Origin of the sequence: uncultured Flavobacterium sp. (assembly GCF_963974175.1) — a bacterium.
In the GTDB taxonomy this organism is placed as follows: Bacteria; Bacteroidota; Bacteroidia; order Flavobacteriales; family Flavobacteriaceae; genus Flavobacterium.
In genome coordinates, this window is record NZ_CAXBBR010000017.1 from 1 (window position 1) to 25,072 (window position 25,072).

Genomic DNA, 25,072 nt, shown 5'->3' on the forward strand with positions numbered 1-25,072 from the left:
TAGATACGTAGGGCGCATATTCTGTTTTTAAATTAATATCAAACATGCTGGCTGCGGTGTTAGACCAAAAAGCTTTCCAGCCGCTTTTGAGTGTTTTCACCAATTCAAAGGTTTTGAGTCCAATCAATTCTTAAATGCAAAAATAAAAGCATTCACAAATAAACATGGTGTAGTTAGAAAAATACATTCCTCCTATTTAGATTAACCCATTACCTACCTAATTTCCAACTTTTGAACTTGATCTCTCAATTCCTTAATCTTAACTATAAAAAAAACGCATAAAAAAAACCCCTCAAGGAGGAGCTTTTTTATGATATATAAAATGTAATAATTACAATTTAGCTACGTGTTTCGTTAATTTAGATTTTAAATTAGACGCTTTATTATCATGAATGATATTCTTTTTAGCTAATTTATCGATCATAGAGATTACATTTGACAACTTAGAAGTAGCATCTACCTTATCAGTTGCTATTCTTAATGCTTTGATTGCATTACGAGTAGTTTTATGTTGGTATCTATTTAATACTCTTCTCTTTTCGTTACTTCTGATTCTCTTTAGAGCTGACTTATGATTTGCCATTTTATTATTTTTTTTCTTTTACTATTCTATTTTTTTGTAGTCCGTAAGGGAATCGAACCCCTGTTACCAAGACGAAATCTTGGCGTCCTAACCCCTAGACGAACGGACCATTATCCTCCTAAGTTTTTTTTCAATCTAAATTGAAATTGTAGTCCGTGGGGGAATCGAACCCCCCTTTCCTGGATGAAAACCAGAGATCCTAACCGATAGATGAACGGACCATTTCCTTTTAAAGTTCAGGAATACTTTGAGCAAAACAAAAATTGTAGTCCGTGGGGGAATCGAACCCCCCTTTCCTGGATGAAAACCAGAGATCCTAACCGATAGATGAACGGACCGTGCTTCTGTATTGCGGATGCAAAAATACAACTATTTTTTAGACGCACAATAGCGGAGGCAAAAAAATTTCATTTTTTTTAATACGCCTTCGCAAACAGCACCCTCCTAACAGAAGGATTACCAGTGAGAATACAGCTTCCCGCCTCTTCTACACCATCCAAAGGAATACATCTTATAGTAGCTTTCGTTAGATCCTTGATTTTCTCTTCAGTCGCTGCTGTCCCATCCCAATGTGCTGATACAAAACCACCTTTGTCATTTAAAACCGCTTTAAACTCGTCAAAACTGTTCACTTCCGTTATGTGCGTATCTCTATAATTTAATGCTTTATTAAATAAATCTGCCTGAATTTCTTCTAACAAATCGCTAATATAAGTCGCAATTCCGTTTTTAGGCTTCACTTCTTTTGTTAAAGTATCTCTTCGCGCCACTTCAAAAGTTCCATTTTCTAAATCTTTCGGTCCGACAGCAATTCGGATTGGCACTCCTTTCAGTTCCCATTCTGCAAATTTAAATCCAGGTTTCTGAGTAGTTCTATCATCATATTTCACCGAAACATGAAGTTTCTTCAACTCCGAGACTAAAACATTGACTTCAGCAGTAATTTCTGCTAACTGCTCATCACTTTTATGTATTGGCACAATCACAACTTGTATAGGCGCTAAATTAGGAGGCAAAACCAATCCTTTATCATCAGAGTGAGTCATTACCAATGCTCCCATCAATCGCGTTGAAACCCCCCATGAAGTTCCCCATACATATTCTTGTTTCCCTTCGGCATTTGCAAACTTAACATCAAAGGCTTTTGCGAAATTTTGACCCAAGAAATGCGAAGTACCTGCTTGTAATGCTTTTCCGTCTTGCATTAATGCTTCAATACAATAGGTCTCTTCTGCTCCAGCAAAACGCTCTGTTTCTGTTTTTAATCCTTTTATAACAGGTATAGCCATGAAATTTTCAGCAAACTCAGCATATACGTTCATCATTTTCTCTGATTCTTCAATAGCCTCACTTCTTGTAGCATGTGCCGTATGCCCTTCTTGCCACAAAAACTCAGCAGTTCTCAAGAACAATCGAGTTCTCATTTCCCATCGAACAACATTAGCCCATTGATTGATTAACAAAGGTAAATCTCTATACGATTGCACCCATCCTTTATAAGTAGACCAAATAATAGCTTCACTTGTAGGTCGAACAATAAGCTCTTCTTCTAGTTTAGCATTAGGATCTACCATTAGCTTACCTGGTTTGTCAGGATCGTTCTTTAATCTGTAATGCGTGACGATTGCACACTCTTTTGCAAATCCTTCTGCATTCTTCTCTTCTGCCTCAAACATGCTTTTAGGAACAAATAAAGGAAAATAGGCGTTTTGATGACCTGTTTCTTTAAACATTTGATCCAACTCTGCTTGCATTTTTTCCCAAATGGCATACCCGTATGGTTTGATCACCATACAGCCTCTAACTCCCGAATTTTCAGCTAAATCAGCTTTGACAACCAGTTCGTTATACCATTTTGAATAATCTTCTGATCTTGTAGTAAGGTTCTTACTCATATTGAATAGTTTGGCACAAATTTTGCGTTATTTTATTTAACTAAATAGTTCCGCAAAACTAACTATTTTTGCAATGTGCAACAATAAAAAACCATACAGATATGAAAACTAATATTTATACATCCAAATCACTACTACTCTCCATCTCAATTTTCATTATTCTCTTGATGGTTTCGTGTGGCTCTTATCAAAATAGCTCATACTACGAAAGAGACGGTATTTATGGGAATAATGAGGTTCGAAATGTAGAAAGAGAATCGAATGCGAACCCAAACAACTACTATCAAGATTATTTCTCTTCACTTCAAGACGACAATCAGTCTAATGAAATTTTCACTGATATAGATAATTACAACAACAGTTATAACGATAATAATCAATCAGATGATATTTCTTATGCAGGCTGGGGAAATAACGCAACACAAACTTCTATAAATTTAAACTCTTATAATTCTGGGTTTTCATTTGGTTTAGGGTATGGCTATTCCTCTTTCGGGTGGGGGTATCCTAATTATGGATGGAATTATCCCTATTACGGTTATTCTAATTTTGGCTGGAATTATCCAAATTATGGTTTTTCAAATTTTGGATGGAACTACCCTTATTATGGATGGGGATATTCTAATTACTATGGTTGGAATTCTCCCTTTTTCAATTATGGTTACGGGAACTATTCTGGCAATTATTACAACAGCCGTAACTACTCTAATAATCCAAGCAGAAGAGGTTCGTCCTATTCAAATTCTGTAAACACAAACAGAAGTTACAATACAACTTCAAGAACTTATTCACAGGATAGGATTAATACTAATAGAAGTTCTAATAATATAGATTTTAGAAGAAACTCAAATACTGACAGAACAAACGGCAACTTTAATAGACGTAATACAAACCAAAACAATAATTACAGCACTCCTAGCAGAAGCAGAACAAACACAAATAGTTCTAGAAGCGAAAGCACGGCTCCAACCAGAACATATGCTCCTGCATCAAATAGCTCAAGAAACGAAAGCTACTCTCCTAACAGATCTAGTTCGTCAAGTTCTAGTAGTGGTAGATCATCTGGAGGAAGCTCAAGACGAGGTGGGCGTTAAAACATAATAATCCTTAGAATTTTATATTAAAAAATTTATTTCCAAAAAAAATGAAAAAATATTTATTTGTATTAATCGCAGGTTTTACATTTAGTGCAGCACAATCACAAGAGATTACTGACGCATTGCGTTACTCTCAAGATAACCTAATCGGAACAGCTCGATTTAGAGCTATGGGAGGTGCATTTGGCGCTCTTGGCGGCGACCTATCTTCTTTAAATGTTAACCCCGCTGGATCGGCAGTTTTTATCAATAACCAAGTCACTGTCACCTTAAGTAATAATGACATTAAAAATAACTCCAACTATTTTGGAACAACAACTACTGACAACAGCAATTCCTTTGACTTAAATCAGGCCGGAGGCGTATTTGTTTTCAAAAATCAGAATCCAAGCAGCGACTGGAAAAAGTTCTCAGTGGGTGTGAATTATGAAAATACCAATAATTTCAGTAATTCAATTTTCTCAGCAGGTACAAATCCAAACAATTCTATTGATAGATATTTTTTGAGTTTTGCTAATGGCGTTCCGTTAAATACTCTTGAAAATTCAAGCTACGGCAGTTTAAATAATGGTGCACAACAAGCCTTTTTAGCCTACAACGCTTATATTATTGATCCGGTAAATAATGATTCAAACAATACCGTCTACAAATCAAACGTACCCGGAAGCGGAAACTACTACCAAGAAAACACCATTAATAGTGAAGGATATAATGGAAAACTTACTTTTAATGCTGCAACTTCTTATAACGACAAACTATATATAGGTATAAACTTGAATTCTCATTTTACTGATTTTAGAAAATACAGTAGCTTTTACGAAGACAATAACGCTCCCTTAACACCAGATTATACCATCTCAAAATTGCGTTTTGATAATGACTTATACACTTACGGGACAGGATTTTCTTTTCAACTAGGCGCGATTGCCAAAGTTACAAATGAAATGCGTTTAGGTTTAGCATATGAATCTTCGACATGGTATCACTTAAGTGATGAATTATCTCAAAAACTAGTTTCTGTAAGCAGTAGCTCAACTGGAGACGACATCAATGATATAGTAGATCCAAGAATCACTAATACTTATGCACCATACAAGTTACAGACACCTAGTAAGCTTACAGGGAGTTTTGCCTATGTTTTTGGAACAACAGGCTTAATAAGCATTGATTATGCAATAAAAGACTACAGTAAAACTAAATTCAAACCTGAGAGTGACTCTTACTACAATGGTTTGAACAATTACATGAGCAATACACTTGACAATACTGGAGAACTGAGAATAGGTGCCGAGTATAAAATTGAAAAATTGAGTTTAAGAGCAGGGTACCGATTTGAGCAAAGTCCTTATAAAAACAAAACAACTGTAGGCGACTTAACTGGATATTCTGGAGGTTTAGGTTACAACTTTGGTTCAACTAAAGTTGATTTATCTTATGCATATGCAAAAAGAGATACGCAACAAGGTTTTTTCTTTCAAGGATTAACGGATGGAGCGACTATCAATACCATTACAAATAATGTAGCATTAACATTATTATTCGAACTGTAATTCACGCTCAAAAAAGCGCTTAAAACCGTCTTACTCTTATTTTAGGAAGACGGTTTTTTTTTAGCCCTGATAGAAGCGGCATCCCACGCTGACATTGCGAGGGACGAAGCAATCAGAGTGGATATAGCGTATAGCAGGAATAGCTCCATAAATAAACACTAAAAGAAAGTCAAACAAAGTTCTGTTTGAATAAAAAACCGTAATTTTGCACTCCAATTTACAAATCTATGAGAACCAAGTCATTAAAAAAGAATAAAATCAACGTGATCACTCTAGGGTGCTCTAAAAACATATACGACAGTGAAGTGCTGATGGGTCAACTACGTGCAAACGGAAAAGATGTTGCGCACGAAGCTCCTGCTGCCGAAGAAGGAAACATTATTGTTATTAATACCTGTGGATTTATTGACAATGCAAAAGCAGAATCAGTAAACATGATTTTAGAATATGCAGACAAAAAAGAAAAAGGATTAGTTGACAAGGTTTTTGTTACTGGATGTTTATCAGAACGTTACAGACCGGATTTAGAAAAAGAAATACCTAATGTAGACCAATATTTTGGGACAACTGAATTGCCTGCATTATTGAAAGCTTTAGGAGCTGATTATAAACATGAGCTATTGGGAGAACGGTTAACAACTACCCCAAAAAATTATGCTTATCTAAAAATTGCCGAAGGTTGCGACAGACCATGTAGTTTTTGTGCTATTCCAATTATGCGAGGAAAACACGTATCGCAAACTATTGAGAAACTAGTCAAAGAAGCCGAAGGATTAGCGAGAGATGGCGTAAAAGAGTTAATCTTAATTGCACAAGATTTAACTTACTATGGTCTTGATATTTACAAAAAACGTAACCTTGGAGAATTACTAGAAGCATTAGTAAAGGTTGAAGGAATCGAATGGATTCGTTTACACTATGCCTTCCCTACTGGCTTCCCTATGGATGTTTTGGAAATCATGAAACGCGAGCCTAAGATTTGTAATTACATTGACATTCCGTTGCAACATATTTCAGATTCTATCTTGAAATCAATGCGTCGCGGAACAACTCAAGAGAAAACAACGAAACTATTAAAAGATTTCCGTGCAGCAGTTCCAGAAATGGCTATTCGTACGACTTTAATAGTAGGATATCCAGGAGAAACACAGGAAGATTTCAATATCTTAAAAGACTGGGTTCAAGAAATGAAATTTGACAGAATGGGTTGTTTTGCCTACTCACATGAAGAGAACACGCATGCTTACTTATTAGAAGACGATGTTCCTGCTGATGTAAAACAAGACCGTGCCAATGAAATAATGGAATTACAATCTCAAATTTCATGGGACTTAAACCAATTAAAACTAGGCAAAACATTCAAATGTATTATCGATAGAAAAGAAGGTAGCCATTTTGTAGGAAGAACTGAATTTGATAGCCCAGATGTAGATAACGAAGTACTGATTGACGCATCAAAACATTATTTAAAAACAGGAGACTTTGCAATGATAAAAATCATTGAAGCCACTGAATTTGATTTGTACGGAGAACCTGCTTAGATTTTTTTTCCAATCATCAACTACTATTATTTGACAACCATTTTTTTAAAAATAACCATGAAAACAATTCAAATCTTATTCGTTTTGGCACTTATGTTATTATCCATAGATACTGCTTCGGCACAATATGGAAACAACGGTTATAGTAACGGAGGGTACGGCGGAGGTGGATACGGTAGAAATAACCGAATGAACCAAATGCCACAGGGCCCAAGCCAAGACAAACCTAAAGAAATCCCTGTCGAAGTAACTGTTGGGAAGATAATGGAAAAATTAAAACCTGAACTTAATCTTGATGTACTGCAAGAAATAGCAATATCAAATGTTTTGATAGAAAGTATCAGATCACAGGGTATTTTATTAAAAGCGGAGACAGCTCAAGATCAAAAAATAAAAGAAATTCAAGCCCTTTCTGAAACCACAGACAGAAAAATCAATGATTTTTTAAATGAGGATCAAAAGGTAAAATACAAAGCATTAAACGAAGAAAGTAATACCAAAAAAAAATCAAGAAGAAATAGATAATTATTCTTCGAATACAAAAAGCACTTTTACCCTTTTATAGTATGCAAAAATATTTTTACTCTCTAATCGTTGTTGTCGCTATTGCGTCATGTTCTACTAATCCTTACAAGGCGAGTGAAAAAGAATATGACACTAAACTCAAAACCTTTAAAGAAACGATTTCGAATAAAGAGCCTGAGCCGTTACCAGTTGTTTCAAAAACGACAATTAGCATAGACAATGTCTATACAAAACAATTGTATACTTTTAAGGATACTATATCCAAAATGGGATCAACCGCTTTAGACAACGGAATACGCACTGAATGGATTGGGACCGTAAATTTCAATTTACGAAAACCAAATTATATTATCATTCATCACACGGCACAAGATTCTATTCAACAAACGATAAAAACGTTTACTGTAACCAGAACTCAAGTAAGTGCACATTATGTGATTGCAGATGATGGTAGCGTAGTGCAAATGTTGAATGACTATTTGCGTGCGTGGCATGCAGGAAGAGGTTCTTGGGGTAAAGACACGGACATCAACTCATCCTCTATAGGGATTGAACTTGACAATAATGGAACAGAGGCTTTTTCTGAAGCACAAATTACCACCTTGATGGCTCTTTTGAGTAAATTAAAAAAAGAGTATAATATTCCAACTCAAAATATCATAGGCCATTCAGACATTGCCCCTACTCGTAAAAATGATCCTAGCGCTCTATTCCCCTGGAACATATTGGCAGAAAATGGATTTGGCGTATGGAAAGATGACATCTTAGAAACGGCTCCACTTGATTTCAATCCGGAACAAGGACTCCGAATCATAGGATATGACACTAAAAATCTTCCCGCGGCAACCAAAGCATTTAAGCTTCATTTTATCCAAACGGAAGTAGATTCAATTTTAAATCAAAATACTATCAATACAATTTACTCAATCTATAAGAAACAGTAAAACGATATTCTAAAAACATCTTAAAACAGTTCTTTGACCACTCAAAGAACTGTTTTTTTTATACCAAGATCTCAACTATCCCTATATTAATTAAGTTGCTACGATAAAAAACTGCCAACATACATATTAAAGTATATTGGCAGTCAAAAAAAAAAATTATAAATCTAGAATCCGTATACCATTGCTACAGCAAATTGTGATGCAGACTTCGTAGCAGCTCCGCTAGACTTTTCAAAAATCTCTTCAGAACCACTATCTAATCTAAACTCCGGAATAAAAGTCAGTCCACCTGCTTTTAAATTAGCTGAAAATGTTAATGCAGTTACTTCATCATCACCAGAACCTTCTTTATATTTAAAATACTCACCACGTAAACCTAAACTAAATTTCTCCGTTACATCCACTGCAGGATACAAAGCTACACCTGTATAACCCACTTTACCTTCATTTGAGAAATCAGCAGCGTTTAAACCTAGTTTGAATTTATCAGTAAGCTGGAAAGAAGCAGTTAAGTCAACTATAGTTCCACTAACAGAACCATCCATAAAGTTAAGATAAGCACTTACTCCTTCAGTTGGGGCAAAAGATAACTGAGCTCCAAATGCATTTAAACCTTTAATTGGATCTGCTTTATACATGTTCCAAGTGTCATTAAAAGCACCTACCATCAAACCTACTTTATCAGAAATCGCATAATTCGCTTTAATTCCTGCATTTTGGAATGGTCCATTAGTAAATAAATATGACGTAGAGTAGTGAAAGTTAGCTACTGGAGAAATTACTTCATATCCTATAAATGTACCCATGAAACCAGCAGTAAAGCTCAATTTTTCTGTAGCAGCATAAGTTGCATATAAATTTTGAATGTGGAATGAATTCTCATCAACTCCATCTCCATTTAATATTGACTGATATTGACCTCTTGGACCAAAAGAAACCTCACCTACGAACGATGCTTTACCTGTTGTTTTTTTCAAAGTAATATCAAGCATCCCTAAAGAAACTGAATTTTGATCAGTTGCAAAACTAGTTCCTATGTTTTCTTTCTTAGCGAAATCATATTTATAGTACACATCTCCAGAACCTGAAATTTCTAGTGGAGTATCCTGAGCCAATGCTATGTTCCCTGTCAGCGCTAAAGCTAAAATTAAAATTACTTTTTTCATCATCAATTTGTTTTGGTTATTTATTACTCGTTTATTGCTAGTTTTTCGCATTCTCTTGGGACGAATTTATTAACTTTTATTCTACTTAAATAAATATATAATGACTTTTTGATTTGATTTCGAAAGAATTATCGATTACAAAAAATCACTTCCTAAAAACAAGAAATACATATTTTTGCTATTATAAAAATATTATATTCATAATTGACTTTTTACAACATACCCCTTTTTTTTTAATGTTCGCAAAGTAAAAACCATGTTTTCTTTACAATTAATGCCGAAATTAAAACAATTATACACCACATGCCCCTTTAAAATTATAGGTTAAAATAAAATTACTCGATTTAAAATCACGGTAAAAATAATCGTATTTAGCAATACTCCTAAAACGGAAGACTTGAAAATTTCATTCTTCAACGCTAAAACCGAAGAAAAACTGAAACGTGCTAGAGTGGAAGAATCTCAGTTAGACTCTTAAAATAAAACAACCATCAAGGGCATTATCATGACCAATTCTTCCATGACTTTCTATGCTTATATAAGCACAATAAAATTGAAGTGGTTTCTTTTTCAAGATTTACATATTATAGCTGAATTCAGTTTAGGGATCGTAATAAATACAGCTCAATATCGAAAAATCCATAATGCTCGTTTTAAAACAGAACCTGTATTTTGATTTTTCGAATTCCGAAAATACTATTTAACTAATAGGACTGTCAACATTCTGAAGAAAACGCTAAGTCCATATTAATGTAAAAAAATACTACGAACTAAAAAAGCGACTGAGAATAGAGTTTCCTCTATTCATCAATCGCTTATCTTATAAATTTTGCTTCTGCAGTTGTACTTTATTTAAAAAATACTAGACTACAGCACAATTATGATCTCTTTGACACTATAAATTAAAAATATTATAAACAATAATCCTGTTTCCATAATTAATATACAATTGCTTTCTATTATCCTGGTGCTTCCTGGTTATTATAGAAAGAGTACAATCATCTCCATTATTATCCTTACAAGTAAAGGAGTAGACAACATCTGTATCATTTTCCTCCGTTGGCTGATACTCTACTATTTCAAACAACTGAATAACTTCGGAGTAAATAACAATTCTGCTTTTATTGGTATCCAATGATACTACAACGTTTACCAATTGTAAGTCAGACCATTTTCCCCACTTCCCTCTTTCGTTTTTTTCTAAAACACTAACGCCAGAAGTTTTGAATTTGTAATTCTGACTATAGGTCTGCTGCAATCCTATTCCTAAGAATAACAACACTATATATAATTTAATTTTGGTCATTATTTCAATAATTAAAAATCAAGATCTACTACTTCTTTCCTTGCCGTATTATAGTCTGCCATCATTTCTAAAATGATTCCTTCTGCCGATTTCACTTCATGTATCAAACCTGCAATTTGACCAATCTCCAACTCTCCTTCAATTAAATCTCCTTCAAACATCCCTCGTTTAGCCCTCGCCCTACCTAATAATGTTACTAATTCATCCTTTGTTGGACATTTCTCATATAAATTTTGAACATCCTGAAAGAATTTGTTTTTTATTAATCGAACAGGAGCCAGCTCTTTTAATGTAAGTTGGGTATCTCCTTCTTTAGTCTCTATAATCGTTTTCTTAAAATTTTCATGAGCCGATGATTCCATTGATGCCGCAAACCTACTACCTACCTGAACAGCATCTGCACCCAATACCATTGCGGCAAGCATACCTCGTCCGTTTGCGATTCCTCCTGCTGCAATAACAGGAATTTCTATTTGCTCTTTTACCATCGGAATGAGTGTAAAAGTAGTAGTTTCATCTCTTCCGTTATGACCACCAGCCTCAAAACCCTCAGCAACTATAGCGTCAACACCAGCATTTTGCGCTTTTAATGCAAATACAGTACTACTTACTACATGCACTACTGTGATACCGTTTTCTTTTAAATACGGAGTCCATGTTTTTGGATTTCCTGCCGATGTAAAAACAATCTTCACTCCTTCTTCGACAATAATTTTCATGATTTCTTCAATGTTGGGATACAACATAGGAACATTCACTCCAAAAGGTTTCGAGGTCTCTTTTTTACATTTCTGAATGTGCTCACGCAATACTTCCGGATACATCGATCCCGCACCTATCAATCCTAATCCACCTGCATTACTTACTGCACTTGCGAGTTTATGCCCACTTACCCATATCATTCCTGCTTGGATAATTGGATATTTGATATTAAAAAGTTTTGTAATTCTATTCATTTAGTAGGTTGGGTATTACTGTTTTATTATTTTTCCGCTTTTCGAAAAAGCCTCTGATTCAATTTTATAAATATAAATTCCGTTGCTTAATGATTGTAATGAAAAAGTATCTACTGGACTGGTTACTTGACGTTCTAAAACTTTCTGTCCTAAAATGGTATAAAAACCAACTGTTCCTTTATTAAAACTTTCCGGAAATTGAACGGAAATATAATCCGAAGTAGGATTTGGATAAGCCACAAAATAATTTTTATTGAGATTCTTTACTGAAAGCGTTGATGCTAAAGCCGCACTAAAATCAGGGATACCATAGCCATATTGAGCTGTCGGCATAGTATACCTATCGGCAGATTGAATAATTAACGCTCTGATTTCTTTATTTGTTTTCGTGGGGAATGCCTGCCAAAAAGAAGCAACCATACCAGCCATGATAGGACCAGAAAAAGAAGTTCCATTGGCCGTTACAATATTACCAAATTGATTTGATAAAACTGCGGATACGCCTTGCGCCATTACATCCGGTTTTATTCTTCCGTCATAAGATGGCCCAATTGAACTGAAAGAAGCTTTTGTTTCTGATGAATTAACAGCGCCAATTGCAAGTACAGATACCGCATCGGCCGGCGCTCCAATATGAGGATTAGAAGTACCACCTTCATTTCCTGCAGATGCAACAACGATCATTCCTCTACTACATGCAATTTCAGCGCCTCTAGATATAAAAGTTGTAATTCCATTCATATCATTATACGTATGATTGTAAGCGGAATTATCGAACTCGAAATAACCTAAAGACGTATTAATAATATCTACTCCTAAACTATCTGCTTTTTCAGCAGCCTCAACCCAAAGCGATTCCTCAACAGGGTTCTCGCTCCCAACATCTTCCGTAATAAACAAATAGTAAGAAGCATCTGGAGCAGTTCCTACCAATTTAGTTTCGGTATAACCTCCCATTGTTGAAAGAACTGATGTCCCGTGAGAGTCTGAATTGTATACATCTGAGTCTCTAAGTACAAAATTATAACCTCCCAAAATTTGATTATTATCTCTCAATCTCTGAAAAGGCTGAGTTGTATTTACACCTAAGAAACCCGCATCCATTATAGCGATAATCTTTCCTCCACCGGTATAATTCTGTTTATGCAGCACGTCGCCGTTAAGCATCTTAATTTGATTATCTGAAGAACCGTAAGAATAGTCTATTTTAGTCTTTCTTGTCCTACCTTGTTCTTTTTGCTTAAATACCTTAGCCGTTTTCCCTGCTTGATTCAAGGTTTTATTAGCGAAATCTACTTTATCGACAAAAGCGAATCCTTTCAAAGAACTTATCAAGGCTTGAGTCCCTCGAACATGAATCGCATTCATCCATTTTGATTTTGCCATAACAGTGATCCCAGATACAGATTTCACCTGACTTATATAAGCGGCATCGATAGGGACATCTTTAAGGTCAATTGCTATATTCTGATTAACTCTTCTTTCCATAGCTCGTTCAGACAGCATCTTTAAAGGCGAATCAAAATACGACTGTGAATTGGATTTGGCTTTGAAATAAACCCATGCATCTTCCTGAGAAAAAGCTACTGTACTAAGGGATAATAATAAGAATAGAAAAAACTTTTTCATAGTCAACTTTTACATTCGATAAAACGATACTATCCAATAATCAACTCATAAATCAAAATGAATGAGTCGAATGAAAAGGTATATTGCAATTTATTTTATAAATAAAGTACTAATCTAAGAAATAACTCCCGAACCAACTAATTCATCTTCTATATACCAGGCAACAAACTGCCCTTCTGTAATAGCTGATTGTGGCTCGCGGAAAGAAACGTACATTCCGTTTTCAAATTGATGTAAAGTGGCTGCTTGCAAAGGTTGTCTGTAGCGTATTCTTGCCATAACCTCCATTTCTTCGCCATTAGCCAAAGTCATATCCGTACGAATCCAGTGTACTTCTGATTTTTCTATAAATAAGCCTTTTCTAAACAATCCTGGATGTTGACTGCTCAAACCCGTATAAATTGTATTAGTCTCTACATTAGTGGCGATAATAAATAATGGATCTTTATTTCCTCCCACATTCAGTCCTTTTCGTTGACCAATCGTGAAATAATGAGCGCCTTGATGTTTCCCAACTATCTTCCCCATATCTGGAGTGTATGCTATTTTATTCGAAGCCAATGCCAATGCTTTTTCGGTAGACACCCCTTCATACTCTTCGTTGGTATATACCGCATCGTCTTTTTCAATTTGAATAATTGATCCTTCTTTTGGCTGCAATTTTTGTTGCAAAAATTCAGGCAAACGCACTTTACCTATAAAACACAAACCTTGAGAATCTTTCTTTTCGGCAGTTACCAATTCCATTTCAGCAGCAATTTCACGTACTTCTGGTTTGGTCAATTCTCCAATAGGAAATAATGATTTAGCCAATTGTTCTTGTGATAATTGACAAAGAAAATAAGATTGGTCTTTATTATTATCAGCACCTGCAAGTAATTGGTACATCGTTTCACCATTAACTTCGATTTCACTTTTTTTGCAATAATGACCTGTAGCTACATAATCTGCACCCAAGCTTAAAGCAATTTTCATGAAAACGTCAAATTTTATTTCGCGGTTACAAAGCACGTCAGGGTTTGGAGTCCTCCCTTTTTCATATTCGCTGAACATGTAATCGACGATTTTTTCTTGGTATTGCTCACTCAAATCTACTGTTTGAAAAGGAATCCCCAGTTTCTCGGCTACTAGCAATGCGTCATTACTATCCTCTAACCACGGACATTCATTGGAAATTGTAACTGAATCATCATGCCAATTTTTCATAAAAAGACCTATCACTTCATATCCTTGTTGTTGCAACAAATACGCGGCAACACTTGAATCCACACCTCCAGAAAGTCCTACTACAACTCGCTTCATTTTATATGCTTTATTAATTTTTACAAGACTGCAAAGTTACAATGTTTTTATTACAACAACTGTTCAAGGATAGACTTAATTACTCTTGGACTTCGAGACACTCCCGGTAGCACTCATGTCAGTTTCTTTGACTAGTTTTCCGTTTGCAAAAAATTGCCAAATCCCTGCTTTCTTACCATTCAAAAATTTACCTTTTGAAACTACGTTACCTTGCGTATCTTTAAAAATAGCTAATCCATTATATTCATTATTCTTATAAACTGACTCTTCAAGTACCATTCCATTCTCTGAAAAACTTTTGTAAACACCGTCTTTTACATTATTTTTATAATTGATTTCTTCCGCAATTTTACCGCTCGGGTAATATACCGACCGCAAACCTTCCAGCTTCCCATTCTTGTAATTTTCGATAGACATAACAGTCTTAGCAGCCTGATGATAGTACTTCCACTCTCCCTCAAACAGCTTATTGATTACAACACCCTCACTTACCTTATTTTTTGCCTGATCATAAAATATAGTATAAGCTGAATTGTCCTTGATATTAAATTCTCTTGTAGCAATTATCGATTTTGCTTTTGTATCATCGAAAAAACTAAACACTCCTACTTCTTTTCCATGATCGAAAGTCCCTTCATATCTAGGTCTTTTAGAATCTACATAAAACCCCTTCCAAACTCCATTTTTTTTCCCTTTTTCATCAACCTTATTATAATCTGACTGAGCGATTATGATATGGCTAGAGAACATTAAAAATAGAAGAAGACAAAATTTATAATCTTTCATTGTATCGTATGATTTAAGGGTATTATTATAACACAAAATTACTGCTTTTATATTTAAACGTTTTTACTTTTTATTTTATTATCCCACAATTTATCAGTGCCAATTATAACTTCAGAACAACTCAATCTTTATGCCACGCTTTACTTCTTTGTCACAAATTCCTTTAATATTAGCTCTTCTTTTCGAATAAAAAACACAGAAAGAATACGTAAGACTACAAAAAAACCTACTAAAATATACTTGGTTTTTGTTTAGCCTCTATAAATCGGTAAAAAGCGTTGTTTTTTTTCGAAAAACCCATAAAATATTGATTACTAGTGATATAATTTACATTCAAGTTGAAATTAATTAAGATAAACAAATTTAAAAAAAAGCATAAATTTTTATATTGTTTAGTCTTTTTTTTTAAAAATTAAACAAAATACAAAAAACAATTCCTAATTTAGTCTAAACTTATAAAAACAAAAACCATGAAAAATCTATTTAAAACGACAGCTTACACTTTCATTATTTGTCTTTCAATCTTTGCAACCTCTTGTAGTAATGATGACAATAATGACACCCCTGTAGTCGATAATACGATAACAGGGATTGCATCAAAAACGGCTGACTTCAGTATTCTGGTGCAAGCATTGACAAAAGCTGAATTAGCAACTACATTGCAAGGAACAGGACCTTTTACGGTATTCGCTCCTACTAATGCAGCATTTACGGCGTTTCTTGCAACGGGAGGATACGCAAGTGTAAATGATGTTCCAAAAGCTGCTCTAACCCAAATTTTACTGAATCACGTTGTTAGCGGTGCGGTGAAATCAACAGATTTAACAACCACTTATATTAAAACTTTGGCCAAAGGAACTGCTTCTAGCACAAACAACTTAAGTATGTTTGTTAATACTGCCTCTGGTAAAGTAAAACTAAATGGTGTTGCCACCGTGACAACTGCTGATATTATCGCTTCTAATGGTGTTATACATGTCGTTGATAAAGTAATAGGTTTACCTACAATTGTAACTCACGCTACAGCCAATCCTAATTTTACCTCCTTAGTTGGTGCTTTAACGGGAGCAGGACAACCGGATTTCGTGACCATTTTGTCTGGAACAGGTCCATTTACAGTATTCGCTCCTACTAACGATGCTTTTACAGCTCTAAATACGGAGTTAGCTCCTGGAGGAATAGCAAGTGTTTCTGCTGCTAATCTGACAAAAGTATTACAATACCATGTTGTATCAGGAAATATTCTTGCGGCTAGTTTAACCGAAGGTCAAATTGTTCCTACATCACAAACACCACAAACTTTTACAGTGCAATTGACAGGAGGCGCAAAAATTAAAGATTCTAATAACAGAATATCAACTGTTGTTGCAACGGATGTACAATGTTCTAATGGTGTAATTCACGTACTAAACAAAGTTCTATTACCGACTTTATAAAAACCAAAATAATCCTAAAACAAAAAAGCTCCCAAAATTGGGAGCTTTTTTTATGCAGTAGAAATTACTATTTCTTTTGGTCTTTTGCTTTTTGAGCCTCAGCTTGTTCCATAACTTCTTGAAGTTTACGTTGGAACTTACCTTGTTTCTTAGGCTCTTTTTTCTTGTTCTCTTGAATTTGAGCATGAATCTTATCACTATCAATAATATAATTCTTTATCACTAGCATGATTCCTATTGTAATTGTATTCGAAACAAAATAATACAAACTCAATCCCGAAGCATAGCTATTAAAGAAAAATAACATCATTAATGGCGAAACATAAATCATGATTTTCATCATTTTCGCCATATCGGGCATCCCTTCCTGTGTAGGAGCAGCCATTTGTTGATCTCCAGTAGTCATTTTCATATAAAAGAAGATAGCTATAGAGGCTAAAATTGGAAACAAACTAATATGACTTCCATATGCTGGAATATGAAATGGTAACTCATAAATAGAGTCAAAAGAGGATAAATCATCTGCCCAAAGAAATCCTTTTTGTCTCAAACTTATTGCCGAAGGAAAGAATTGAAACAAAGCATAAAATATAGGCGCTTGCATCAGTCCTGGAATACAACCAGCCATAGGATTCACACCTGCTTTATTATAAAGCTTCATTGTTTCCTGTTGCTTTTTCATTGGGTCTTTTTTGAATTTTTCCCCTAGCTCATTGATTTCAGGTCTCAATACTTTCATTTTTGCCTGTGACAAAAATGATTTGTATGTGATAGGTGACATCGCTAATTTAACTAACACTGTAAACAATATAATAGCCCAACCGTGTTGAATAAACAAACTTAAGAAACCATACATTGGAATGAAGGCGTGACGGTTAATCCAACCAAAAATCCCCCAACCCAAAGCAACTATATCTTCTAAATTTCTGTCATAACTTTTCAACAAGGTATAATCAGTTGGCCCGTAGTACCAATTCATTTTTTGATCAATTTCTCCATTTTTAAATGCTAATGGAAGAACTGCCTTAAATTGTTTTGTAAAAGTTGTATCTACTTTATCATCTTTAACTAAATTAGTAGAATGTAATTCTGCTTTTTCAAAAGGAGTACTTGATAACAAAATGGAAGTAAAAAAGTGTTGTTTGTATGCTACATAGGAAACATCTTCAACAACATCATCTTCTTGGCTACCTAATCCTAAGTAGTTACTCTTTCCTTCTTCATGCTCGTAATACAACTCCGAATAACGGTTTTCATAACTAATACTTTTTTCATTAGTATAGGTTTTTAAATCCCATTCTAGGCTTAATGGCTTAGATGTGTTCAATACTTTATTCAATCCTTGTGACTGAATATCGAAGTCTAACATATAATCATCTGCCTTTAGTACATATTTATACTCTAAATATTCATTAGCACCCGCTTTTAAACGCATAGATAAAATTTGGTCTTCACCATTTTTTGTCAATGTAGGCTCAAAATATAGGTCTTTAGTATTTAAGGTATGATTATCACTTGTAAACAACTGAATGTTTAAACTAGCGTTATTATCTTTTACTAATTTTACTAATTCTCCAGATCCTTTTTTAAATCTTTCAAAGTTTTTTAAAGTAGCTTCTACAATATACCCCCCTTTATTAGCGATTTTCAGCGTAACTAATTCATTTTCAATAGTAGTAACACCTCCTTTAGCTGACGGTAATGCAGCAGAATAAGCAAAATTTCCAAGCTTTTTCTCCAAACTTGCTAATTGTGTAGAATCTCCGGTAGCAGCAACAGCAACTGTAGCTTCAGCAACCACTTTATCGTTTAATTCTTTAGCTTTAGCTTCCTTAATCACCAACTCCTTTTGCGCTTTTTCAGCTGCAATTACTTTAGGATCTGGTTGATTTTGATACATTATCCAAAGTAATATCCCAAAAATCAATACAAAACCAATTATCGAATTCGGGTCAAATTTCTTTTGTTCCATTATTATAAAAATTATTTATGTTTCATTGTTTATTGTTTGCCAATAAACAAAAGTTATATTCTATTATCTTACTGAAATACTGAAATTATTTCTTTTTTGCCTTTACAGCAGCGGCTACAAAATTCACAAAAATAGGATGTGGGTTTGCAACGGTACTTTTATATTCTGGATGGTATTGTACCCCAATGAAAAATGGATGATCCTCCAATTCCACGATCTCAACTAATCCTGTATCTGGATTCACTCCTGACGCTTTCAATCCTGCATTTTGTAAAACATCAACATAGGCACTGTTGTACTCATAACGATGACGGTGACGTTCAGAAATTGTCGATTCTCCGTAAATTTTATAAGCTAATGAGTCTGGTTTGATATCACATTTCCAAGCTCCTAGACGCATTGTCCCTCCTTTGTCAGTCACATTTTTTTGCTCTTCCATTAAATTTACTACAGGATGCTTAGTATCCTCGTTCATTTCTGTCGAATTAGCATCAGCGTAACCTAAAACATTTCTTGAGTATTCAATAACTGCCATTTGCATTCCCAAACAAATTCCGAAAAACGGAACTTTATTTTCACGTGCATAACGAACTGCTTCTATCTTTCCTTCAATCCCTCTTTCTCCAAAACCTGGCGCCACTAGTATACCATCAAGATCTTTTAATTTATCTTCAATATTTGAGGCATCAATATACTCAGAATGAATTGAAATTATATTTACTTTAGTCTCATTTGAAGCTCCTGCATGAATAAATGATTCCAAAATTGATTTGTAACAATCCTGCATTTCTACATATTTACCAATCAAGCCTATGTTTATAGTATGCTTTGGATTTTTTATTCTGCGTAAAAAAGTATTCCAAATTTTCAAATCTGGAGCCGCTTTTTTAGGCAAGTCTAATTTCTTTAAAGCAACAACATCAAGACCTTCTTCTAACATTAAATTAGGAACTTCATAAATAGTAGCTGCATCAATAGATTGAATAACTGCTTCTCTTTTTACGTTGCAAAACAAGGCTAGTTTATTTCGAATTTCATCTGAAATTTCATGCTCCGTTCTACATACTAAAATGTCAGCTTTAATTCCGCTCTCCATTAGAGTTTTTACTGAATGCTGTGTAGGTTTTGTTTTCAACTCTCCTGCTGCCGCTAAATAAGGCACTAGAGTTAAGTGAATAACAATCGCATTATGCTCCCCTAGATCCCAAACTAACTGACGAACTGATTCTATATAGGGTAAAGATTCAATATCCCCAACTGTTCCTCCAATTTCGGTTATAACAATATCAAAATCACCTGAATTACCAAGCAATTGCATTCTGTCTTTAATTTCGTTGGTGATATGAGGAACTACTTGTACTGTTTTCCCAAGAAATTCTCCTCTTCTTTCCTTTTCAATAACTGAAAGATAAATTCTTCCTGTAGTAACATTATTAGCTTGAGAAGTAGTAACATTCAAGAAACGCTCGTAATGTCCTAAATCTAAATCCGTTTCAGCTCCATCATCCGTAACATAACATTCTCCATGTTCGTATGGGTTTAAAGTCCCCGGATCAACATTTAAATAGGGGTCGAACTTCTGGATAGTAGTTCTATACCCTCGTGCTTGTAACAATTTTGCCAAAGATGCTGCGATTATACCTTTCCCTAAAGAAGAAGTCACACCGCCAGTAACAAAAATATATTTCGTTTGATTCATGCTGTTGTTGTTTGTATTGTAGTTGTGTCAAAAACTTGGCAAAAATACGATTATAAATTGAGAATATGCTAATTTGAAAATGAGATAATTCGGAAAATTGACAATTGCTTAATACAACCCTTTTTAAGCAAAAAACCTCGCTAATTTCTTAAATTAGTGAGGTTTTGGATATCTTTTTTTAATATTTCTTATTAATTCTTCTAGTCCATTAAGCTTTAGCTCATATATAAGTTTTAATTGCTCGCCTAATTCTCCCTTTGGAAACCCTTTGTTATTATACCATACTACGTAGTACTCAGGCAAATCGATTAAGAACTTTCCTTCGTACTTCCCAAAAGGCATTTTAGTATGCGCCAATTTTACAAGTTGTTGTTGATTTTTATCCATTAAGTAAGAGCTTAGAAAATAGAAAACAAAAGATAGAGACCAGATGATATAACATCTTACAAAAAGCATTCATTCCTCTACTTTTTGCTCTAACTTCTCTAAACTATTTCCAGTTAAAAGTGATTCGTTTTTCTATTTCAGGATTTAAACTTAAAAAAACAGGACAAGTCATCGCTGTTTTTTCCAGAATAGTTTTACTTTTTTGATCTGCACTGATGTTCATATCAAAAACAATTTCTATCGCCCCAATTCGTCTTGGCTCTGCGTTCATGATTTTTGTAACTGAAGCTGTAGCCCCTGTAAAATCAACATCTACATCACGGGCTTTTATCCCCATAACGGTCATCATGCAGCTCGCTAAAGCATTCGCAACCGTATCGGTAGGCGAAAAAGCTTCTCCTTTTCCATTATTATCTAATGGAGCATCTGAAACAATTTCACTCCCTGATTGTACATGTATTGACGATGTTCGTAAATCCCCTAGGTAGGTAACTTTTGAGGTCATTAGTTTGCTTCTTTAATGGTCATATCCGTATCATAATACAAAATAAAAACACCTTTGTTTGTGTACCCGCCGTCTTCTTTTTTATAATATTCGAACTTATTCTCGCCTCGTTTTGTCGCTGCTGAATTTACAGTTTCTTCAAAACTTTTATTTTGAACCAATCGAATCATAGTATCAAAAGTCATATCAAAACCACGAGTAGCATAATCACTTGGAAAAATATTATTTGCTTTTCTATATTTTTTTTCGAAAATTGCCACTTCAGGAGAAACATAATCACTAGTAACCGAAGGATACATCAATTTCAGTTTCGTAAGATTCGCAAATTTAATTTCATCAGTATCTAATGTCTCATTAGGCTCTAAAATCACTAACTGTACTTGATAAGTAGGCATAGAACTCAACATAGATGCTATAGTAGTTTTTATCATCCAGGTATTCCCTGTTTCCATCACTACGTAATTCATTCTATCTTTCACCAACATGCTTTTTAGACTTTCCGCTGACAAACTTCCATTCTCCTTAAAAGCAACAAAGGGAACTTCTTTTTGGTATTGTTTAAAGTATTGTACAATAGATTCTTTTTTCTTGTCAACTACAGCTATAATATTACCGTTCTTTGAACGCATATAATCAAACATTGCGCCCTTAATAGCTTCATTTGTAGGTATTGTTTGGTACAAATTAGCATAAGGATTTCCAATATCTTTTGACAAAGGAGAAACAACAGGTACGTTATTCATGCCCACTAACTGCGCAGCTGTTTCCGCATTACTTTGATAAAATGGCCCGATTATAGCATTTGCATTTACAAGGTTTTTACTTTGGATTAGAGTAGCCACATCTGAACTGTTTTTAGTTTCACGAGAATCATAAATTTCGACATCGATGGGAAGCCCCAAAGTTTTAGCCGAATCTATTGCTATTAGAGCTCCAGCATAAAAATCTAAAGTCATATTTAAAAACTTATCTTTTTTCAAACGGCTATATGTAGAGTTAATGGTATCACTTTCTATATTAGCAATATTAAATGGTAAAAGTAGAACCATTCTTTTACGGTTATCGTAGGTGATCTTTTTAGACAAAGACTTGTACTCCTTTTTATCGCCGATTGCGACTGGCGCTTTAGAAGGAATTCTCAAAAGCATCCCTATTTCAACTCCGTTGTTAAGTTCTGGGTTAAGCGCAATAAGTTCTTCTTGAGTCATCTCAAACATCTTTGACAAACTGTATAACGTTTCTTTAGGTTTTACTTCGTAAGCAACATAATCAACTATTGTTAAAGCCTTTTTTAAGTCTTGTTTCTCTTTCTCATCTTTTGACTCTACTTTATCAGCTATTTTTTCTACAACTTTTTCTGCTTTTGGAGCTGCACCCTTAATTATCAGTCTGTATCCAATAGGTAAATTAGTAACCACTTCAGGATTGCGTTTCTCCAATTCCTCAACCGTAATTTCATATTTTTTAGCAATAGAATATTTCGTTTCCTTTGCAAGCACATCATGATAAATGAATTTATCTTGATTAATAACGGCTTTTTTCGGGGCGTTTTTTGAAGGAATAGTAAGGATTTGTCCAATTTGCAACCCTTCATTTTCAAGAAATGGATTCGCTCGTTTCAAGTCTTCATCAGAAACCTCATATTTTTTTTCGATTCCGTATAATGTTTCTTTTGCGATTACCACATGAGATTGACCCTGCGCATTTGTTTTAGGCTTTACACTTACAGTTTGCGCCCCTGATTTATTTGGAATCAGCAAAACACTGTTCGGTCTCAAACTACTTTGTGCATCTGGGTTTAATTGGTAAATATCAAAAGGAGTAACGTGATACTTTTGTGCTATTTGATTGATCGTTTCTCCTTTCTCCACTTTATGTGTTATGACTTTTTCTTGTGAAAAAGTGTTTGTGGTAAATAAGAAAACAGTTATGTAGATTGCAAAAAAATACTTCATCATAGTAGGTGTATATATTATTGGTTCAAAGATAACAAAAACGGTACCAAATTTTAATTAAAAAATTGGTACCGTTTATATAAAGATCATTAAAATTTAAATTCTTAATGTAGACAATCTATGTGTCCTATTCCCATTCAATCGTTGCAGGCGGTTTTGAACTAATATCATATACCACTCTGTTAACACCTTTAACTTTATTGATAATATCATTCGATACTTTCATTAGGAAATCATAAGGTAAATGTACCCAGTCAGCCGTCATTCCATCTGTAGATTCAACAGCACGAAGCGCAACTACTTTTTCATAAGTACGCTCGTCACCCATTACTCCTACACTATTCACAGGAAGAAGGATTGCTCCAGCTTGCCATACTTTATCATACAATCCCCAAGATTTTAATCCATCAATAAAGACTTTATCTACGTCTTGTAAAATTTGTACTTTTTCTGGTGTGATATCTCCTAAGATTCTAATAGACAATCCAGGCCCAGGAAAAGGATGTCTTCCCAATAACTCAGGATCTATTCCTAATGAAGCCCCAACTCTTCGTACTTCATCTTTAAAAAGCATACGAAGCGGTTCTACAATTTTCAATTTCATATAATCAGGCAAACCACCTACATTATGATGTGATTTTATTGTAGCTGAAGGTCCTTTTACAGAAACTGACTCAATTACATCAGGATATATGGTTCCTTGTGCTAACCATTTTACATCTTCAATTAAATGAGATTCATCATCAAAAACTTCTATAAATACTCGACCGATAATTTTACGTTTGGTTTCCGGATCACTTACTCCTGCCAATTCTGACAAGAAACGATCTCCTGCATCTACTCCTTTTACGTTTAAACCCATTCCTTTGTATTGATCTAATACGCTTTGGTATTCGTTTTTACGAAGCAAACCATTATTAACAAAAACACAGTATAGATTTTCACCAATAGCTTGGTGTAATAAAACCGCTGCTACAGTAGAATCTACTCCACCAGAAAGTCCTAAAACCACTTTATCGTTTCCAACTTTTTCTTTCAACTCCGCAACCATTTCTTCAACAAAAGCATTTGGAGTAAAATTTTGAGGAACCTCAGCAATTTTTACCAAGAAATTTTCCAGCATTTTTGACCCGTCTGTCGAGTGAAAAACTTCTGGGTGATATTGTATAGCATAGGCTGTTTCGCCCTCAATTTTGTAAGCAGCAAATTCCACATCATGTGTACTTGCTAACTTCACACCATTTGTAGGCAAAGCTTTAATACTATCGCTATGACTCATCCAAACTTGACTGTTAAGGTCAACTCCTTCAAAGAAAACTTCATCCTCTTTAATATAAGATAAATTAGCTCTACCATATTCTCTCGTATTTGAAGCTGCTACTTCCCCACCACTAAAGTGAGCTAAATATTGCGCTCCGTAACATACGGCAAGCATAGGTAATTTACCTCTGATTTGAGATAAATCTGGATGTGGCGCATCTTCTCCTCTAACAGAAAAAGGGCTTCCTCCAAGAATTACGGCTTTATAACTTGATAAATCACTCGGAAAATGATTGTATGGGAAAATTTCGCAGAATATATTTAATTCGCGAACTCTACGCGCAATAAGCTGTGTATATTGCGATCCGAAATCTAAAATAAGTACGTTGTGTTGCATGCGCAAAAATACTTTTTATATTCGGGATTGAAAAATTGAATTTTGAAAAAGTGTAAATTATTTTTCCGCTACAACTTTTAAGCTTAAAAAAGTGCGAAAAACGAAGAAAGTAAAGCGATGCAACTCTACTAATGCATGCTTCATCATTTTTAGATAGCGTAAGAAAGGACTACACATGGCA

At 34.5% G+C, this 25,072-nt stretch carries 20 protein-coding genes, 3 tRNA genes and 1 pseudogene; 6 read left to right on the plus strand and 18 right to left on the minus strand.

Annotated elements, in window-relative coordinates:
• The 6 genes and pseudogenes from AAC069_RS16750 to proS form a co-directional block, all read right to left on the minus strand.
• Positions 1-112 (minus strand): annotated as a pseudogene (locus tag AAC069_RS16750) (DUF4294 domain-containing protein); the annotation flags it as partial.
• Between the two features lie 219 nt (positions 113-331).
• A complete protein-coding gene (rpsT, locus tag AAC069_RS16755; RefSeq protein WP_073207384.1) occupies positions 332-583 on the minus strand; it encodes a 30S ribosomal protein S20 in 252 nt (83 codons plus the stop codon).
• Between the two features lie 37 nt (positions 584-620).
• A tRNA-Glu gene (locus AAC069_RS16760) sits at positions 621-692 on the minus strand.
• A gap of 40 nt (positions 693-732) precedes the next feature.
• Positions 733-804, minus strand: a tRNA-Glu gene (locus AAC069_RS16765).
• A gap of 45 nt (positions 805-849) precedes the next feature.
• Positions 850-921, minus strand: a tRNA-Glu gene (locus tag AAC069_RS16770).
• Positions 922-999: 78 nt separating this feature from the next.
• Positions 1,000-2,478 carry a proline--tRNA ligase gene (gene proS / locus AAC069_RS16775; RefSeq protein WP_339921582.1) on the minus strand — a complete coding sequence of 493 codons (1,479 nt, stop codon included), beginning with the start codon at positions 2,476-2,478 and terminating at the stop codon, positions 1,000-1,002.
• Between the two features lie 101 nt (positions 2,479-2,579).
• On the opposite strand from proS, the gene AAC069_RS16780 reads away from it, so the two are divergent.
• The 5 genes from AAC069_RS16780 to AAC069_RS16800 all read left to right on the plus strand — a co-directional run bounded on the left by AAC069_RS16780 (position 2,580) and on the right by AAC069_RS16800 (position 8,135).
• Positions 2,580-3,572: a hypothetical protein gene (locus AAC069_RS16780; protein WP_339921583.1), complete on the plus strand. Its 993-nt coding sequence runs from the start codon at positions 2,580-2,582 to the stop codon at positions 3,570-3,572.
• Positions 3,573-3,622: 50 nt separating this feature from the next.
• Complete coding sequence (locus AAC069_RS16785; RefSeq protein ID WP_339921584.1) at positions 3,623-5,125, plus strand: outer membrane protein transport protein; 1,503 nt, start codon at positions 3,623-3,625, stop codon at positions 5,123-5,125.
• A gap of 227 nt (positions 5,126-5,352) precedes the next feature.
• Positions 5,353-6,666, plus strand: coding sequence for a 30S ribosomal protein S12 methylthiotransferase RimO (rimO, locus tag AAC069_RS16790; protein WP_091084760.1), 1,314 nt, complete (start codon positions 5,353-5,355; stop codon positions 6,664-6,666).
• A 57-nt stretch (positions 6,667-6,723) separates the two neighbouring features.
• A complete protein-coding gene (locus AAC069_RS16795; protein WP_339921585.1) occupies positions 6,724-7,191 on the plus strand; it encodes a hypothetical protein in 468 nt (155 codons plus the stop codon).
• Positions 7,192-7,232: 41 nt separating this feature from the next.
• Positions 7,233-8,135: an N-acetylmuramoyl-L-alanine amidase gene (locus AAC069_RS16800; protein WP_339921586.1), complete on the plus strand. Its 903-nt coding sequence runs from the start codon at positions 7,233-7,235 to the stop codon at positions 8,133-8,135.
• Between the two features lie 164 nt (positions 8,136-8,299).
• Here the strand turns inward: AAC069_RS16800 and AAC069_RS16805 are convergent, their stop codons facing one another.
• The 6 genes from AAC069_RS16805 to AAC069_RS16830 all read right to left on the minus strand — a co-directional run bounded on the left by AAC069_RS16805 (position 8,300) and on the right by AAC069_RS16830 (position 15,280).
• Complete coding sequence (locus tag AAC069_RS16805) at positions 8,300-9,304, minus strand: outer membrane beta-barrel protein (protein WP_339921588.1); 1,005 nt, start codon at positions 9,302-9,304, stop codon at positions 8,300-8,302.
• Positions 9,305-10,196: 892 nt separating this feature from the next.
• Positions 10,197-10,607 carry a hypothetical protein gene (locus AAC069_RS16810; protein WP_339921589.1) on the minus strand — a complete coding sequence of 137 codons (411 nt, stop codon included), beginning with the start codon at positions 10,605-10,607 and terminating at the stop codon, positions 10,197-10,199.
• An 11-nt stretch (positions 10,608-10,618) separates the two neighbouring features.
• Positions 10,619-11,563 carry a nitronate monooxygenase gene (locus tag AAC069_RS16815; protein ID WP_339921590.1) on the minus strand — a complete coding sequence of 315 codons (945 nt, stop codon included), beginning with the start codon at positions 11,561-11,563 and terminating at the stop codon, positions 10,619-10,621.
• Positions 11,564-11,578: 15 nt separating this feature from the next.
• Entirely contained in the window at positions 11,579-13,192 is a 1,614-nt protein-coding gene (locus AAC069_RS16820) for a S8 family serine peptidase (RefSeq protein WP_339921591.1), read from the minus strand.
• Between the two features lie 114 nt (positions 13,193-13,306).
• A complete protein-coding gene (mnmA, locus tag AAC069_RS16825; RefSeq protein WP_339921592.1) occupies positions 13,307-14,494 on the minus strand; it encodes a tRNA 2-thiouridine(34) synthase MnmA in 1,188 nt (395 codons plus the stop codon).
• Between the two features lie 75 nt (positions 14,495-14,569).
• Positions 14,570-15,280, minus strand: a complete 711-nt coding sequence (locus AAC069_RS16830) for a hypothetical protein (protein ID WP_339921593.1) — start codon at positions 15,278-15,280, stop codon at positions 14,570-14,572.
• Between the two features lie 470 nt (positions 15,281-15,750).
• Here AAC069_RS16830 and AAC069_RS16835 point away from each other — a divergent pair, with 470 nt between their 5' ends.
• Positions 15,751-16,716, plus strand: coding sequence for a fasciclin domain-containing protein (locus tag AAC069_RS16835; protein WP_339921594.1), 966 nt, complete (start codon positions 15,751-15,753; stop codon positions 16,714-16,716).
• 67 nt (positions 16,717-16,783) lie between these two features.
• Here AAC069_RS16835 and yidC read toward each other — a convergent pair whose 3' ends face one another.
• From yidC to guaA, 6 genes are all read right to left on the minus strand, one after another.
• The gene (yidC, locus tag AAC069_RS16840; protein ID WP_339921595.1) at positions 16,784-18,688 is read right to left on the minus strand and encodes a membrane protein insertase YidC; all 1,905 of its coding nucleotides are present in this window, start codon (positions 18,686-18,688) and stop codon (positions 16,784-16,786) included.
• Positions 18,689-18,773: 85 nt separating this feature from the next.
• Positions 18,774-20,387: a CTP synthase gene (locus AAC069_RS16845; RefSeq protein WP_339921596.1), complete on the minus strand. Its 1,614-nt coding sequence runs from the start codon at positions 20,385-20,387 to the stop codon at positions 18,774-18,776.
• 153 nt (positions 20,388-20,540) lie between these two features.
• A complete protein-coding gene (locus AAC069_RS16850) occupies positions 20,541-20,774 on the minus strand; it encodes a DUF3820 family protein (protein ID WP_091084738.1) in 234 nt (77 codons plus the stop codon).
• Between the two features lie 103 nt (positions 20,775-20,877).
• Positions 20,878-21,279 carry an OsmC family protein gene (locus AAC069_RS16855; protein WP_339921597.1) on the minus strand — a complete coding sequence of 134 codons (402 nt, stop codon included), beginning with the start codon at positions 21,277-21,279 and terminating at the stop codon, positions 20,878-20,880.
• A complete protein-coding gene (locus AAC069_RS16860; RefSeq protein ID WP_339921598.1) occupies positions 21,279-23,237 on the minus strand; it encodes a LysM peptidoglycan-binding domain-containing protein in 1,959 nt (652 codons plus the stop codon). The genes AAC069_RS16855 and AAC069_RS16860 overlap by 1 nt, the downstream gene beginning before the upstream one ends.
• Before the next feature lie 124 nt (positions 23,238-23,361).
• Positions 23,362-24,891 (minus strand): glutamine-hydrolyzing GMP synthase, encoded by a 1,530-nt coding sequence (guaA, locus tag AAC069_RS16865; protein WP_339921599.1) that lies wholly within the window; start codon positions 24,889-24,891, stop codon positions 23,362-23,364.
• Between the last annotated feature and the right edge of the window lie 181 nt (positions 24,892-25,072).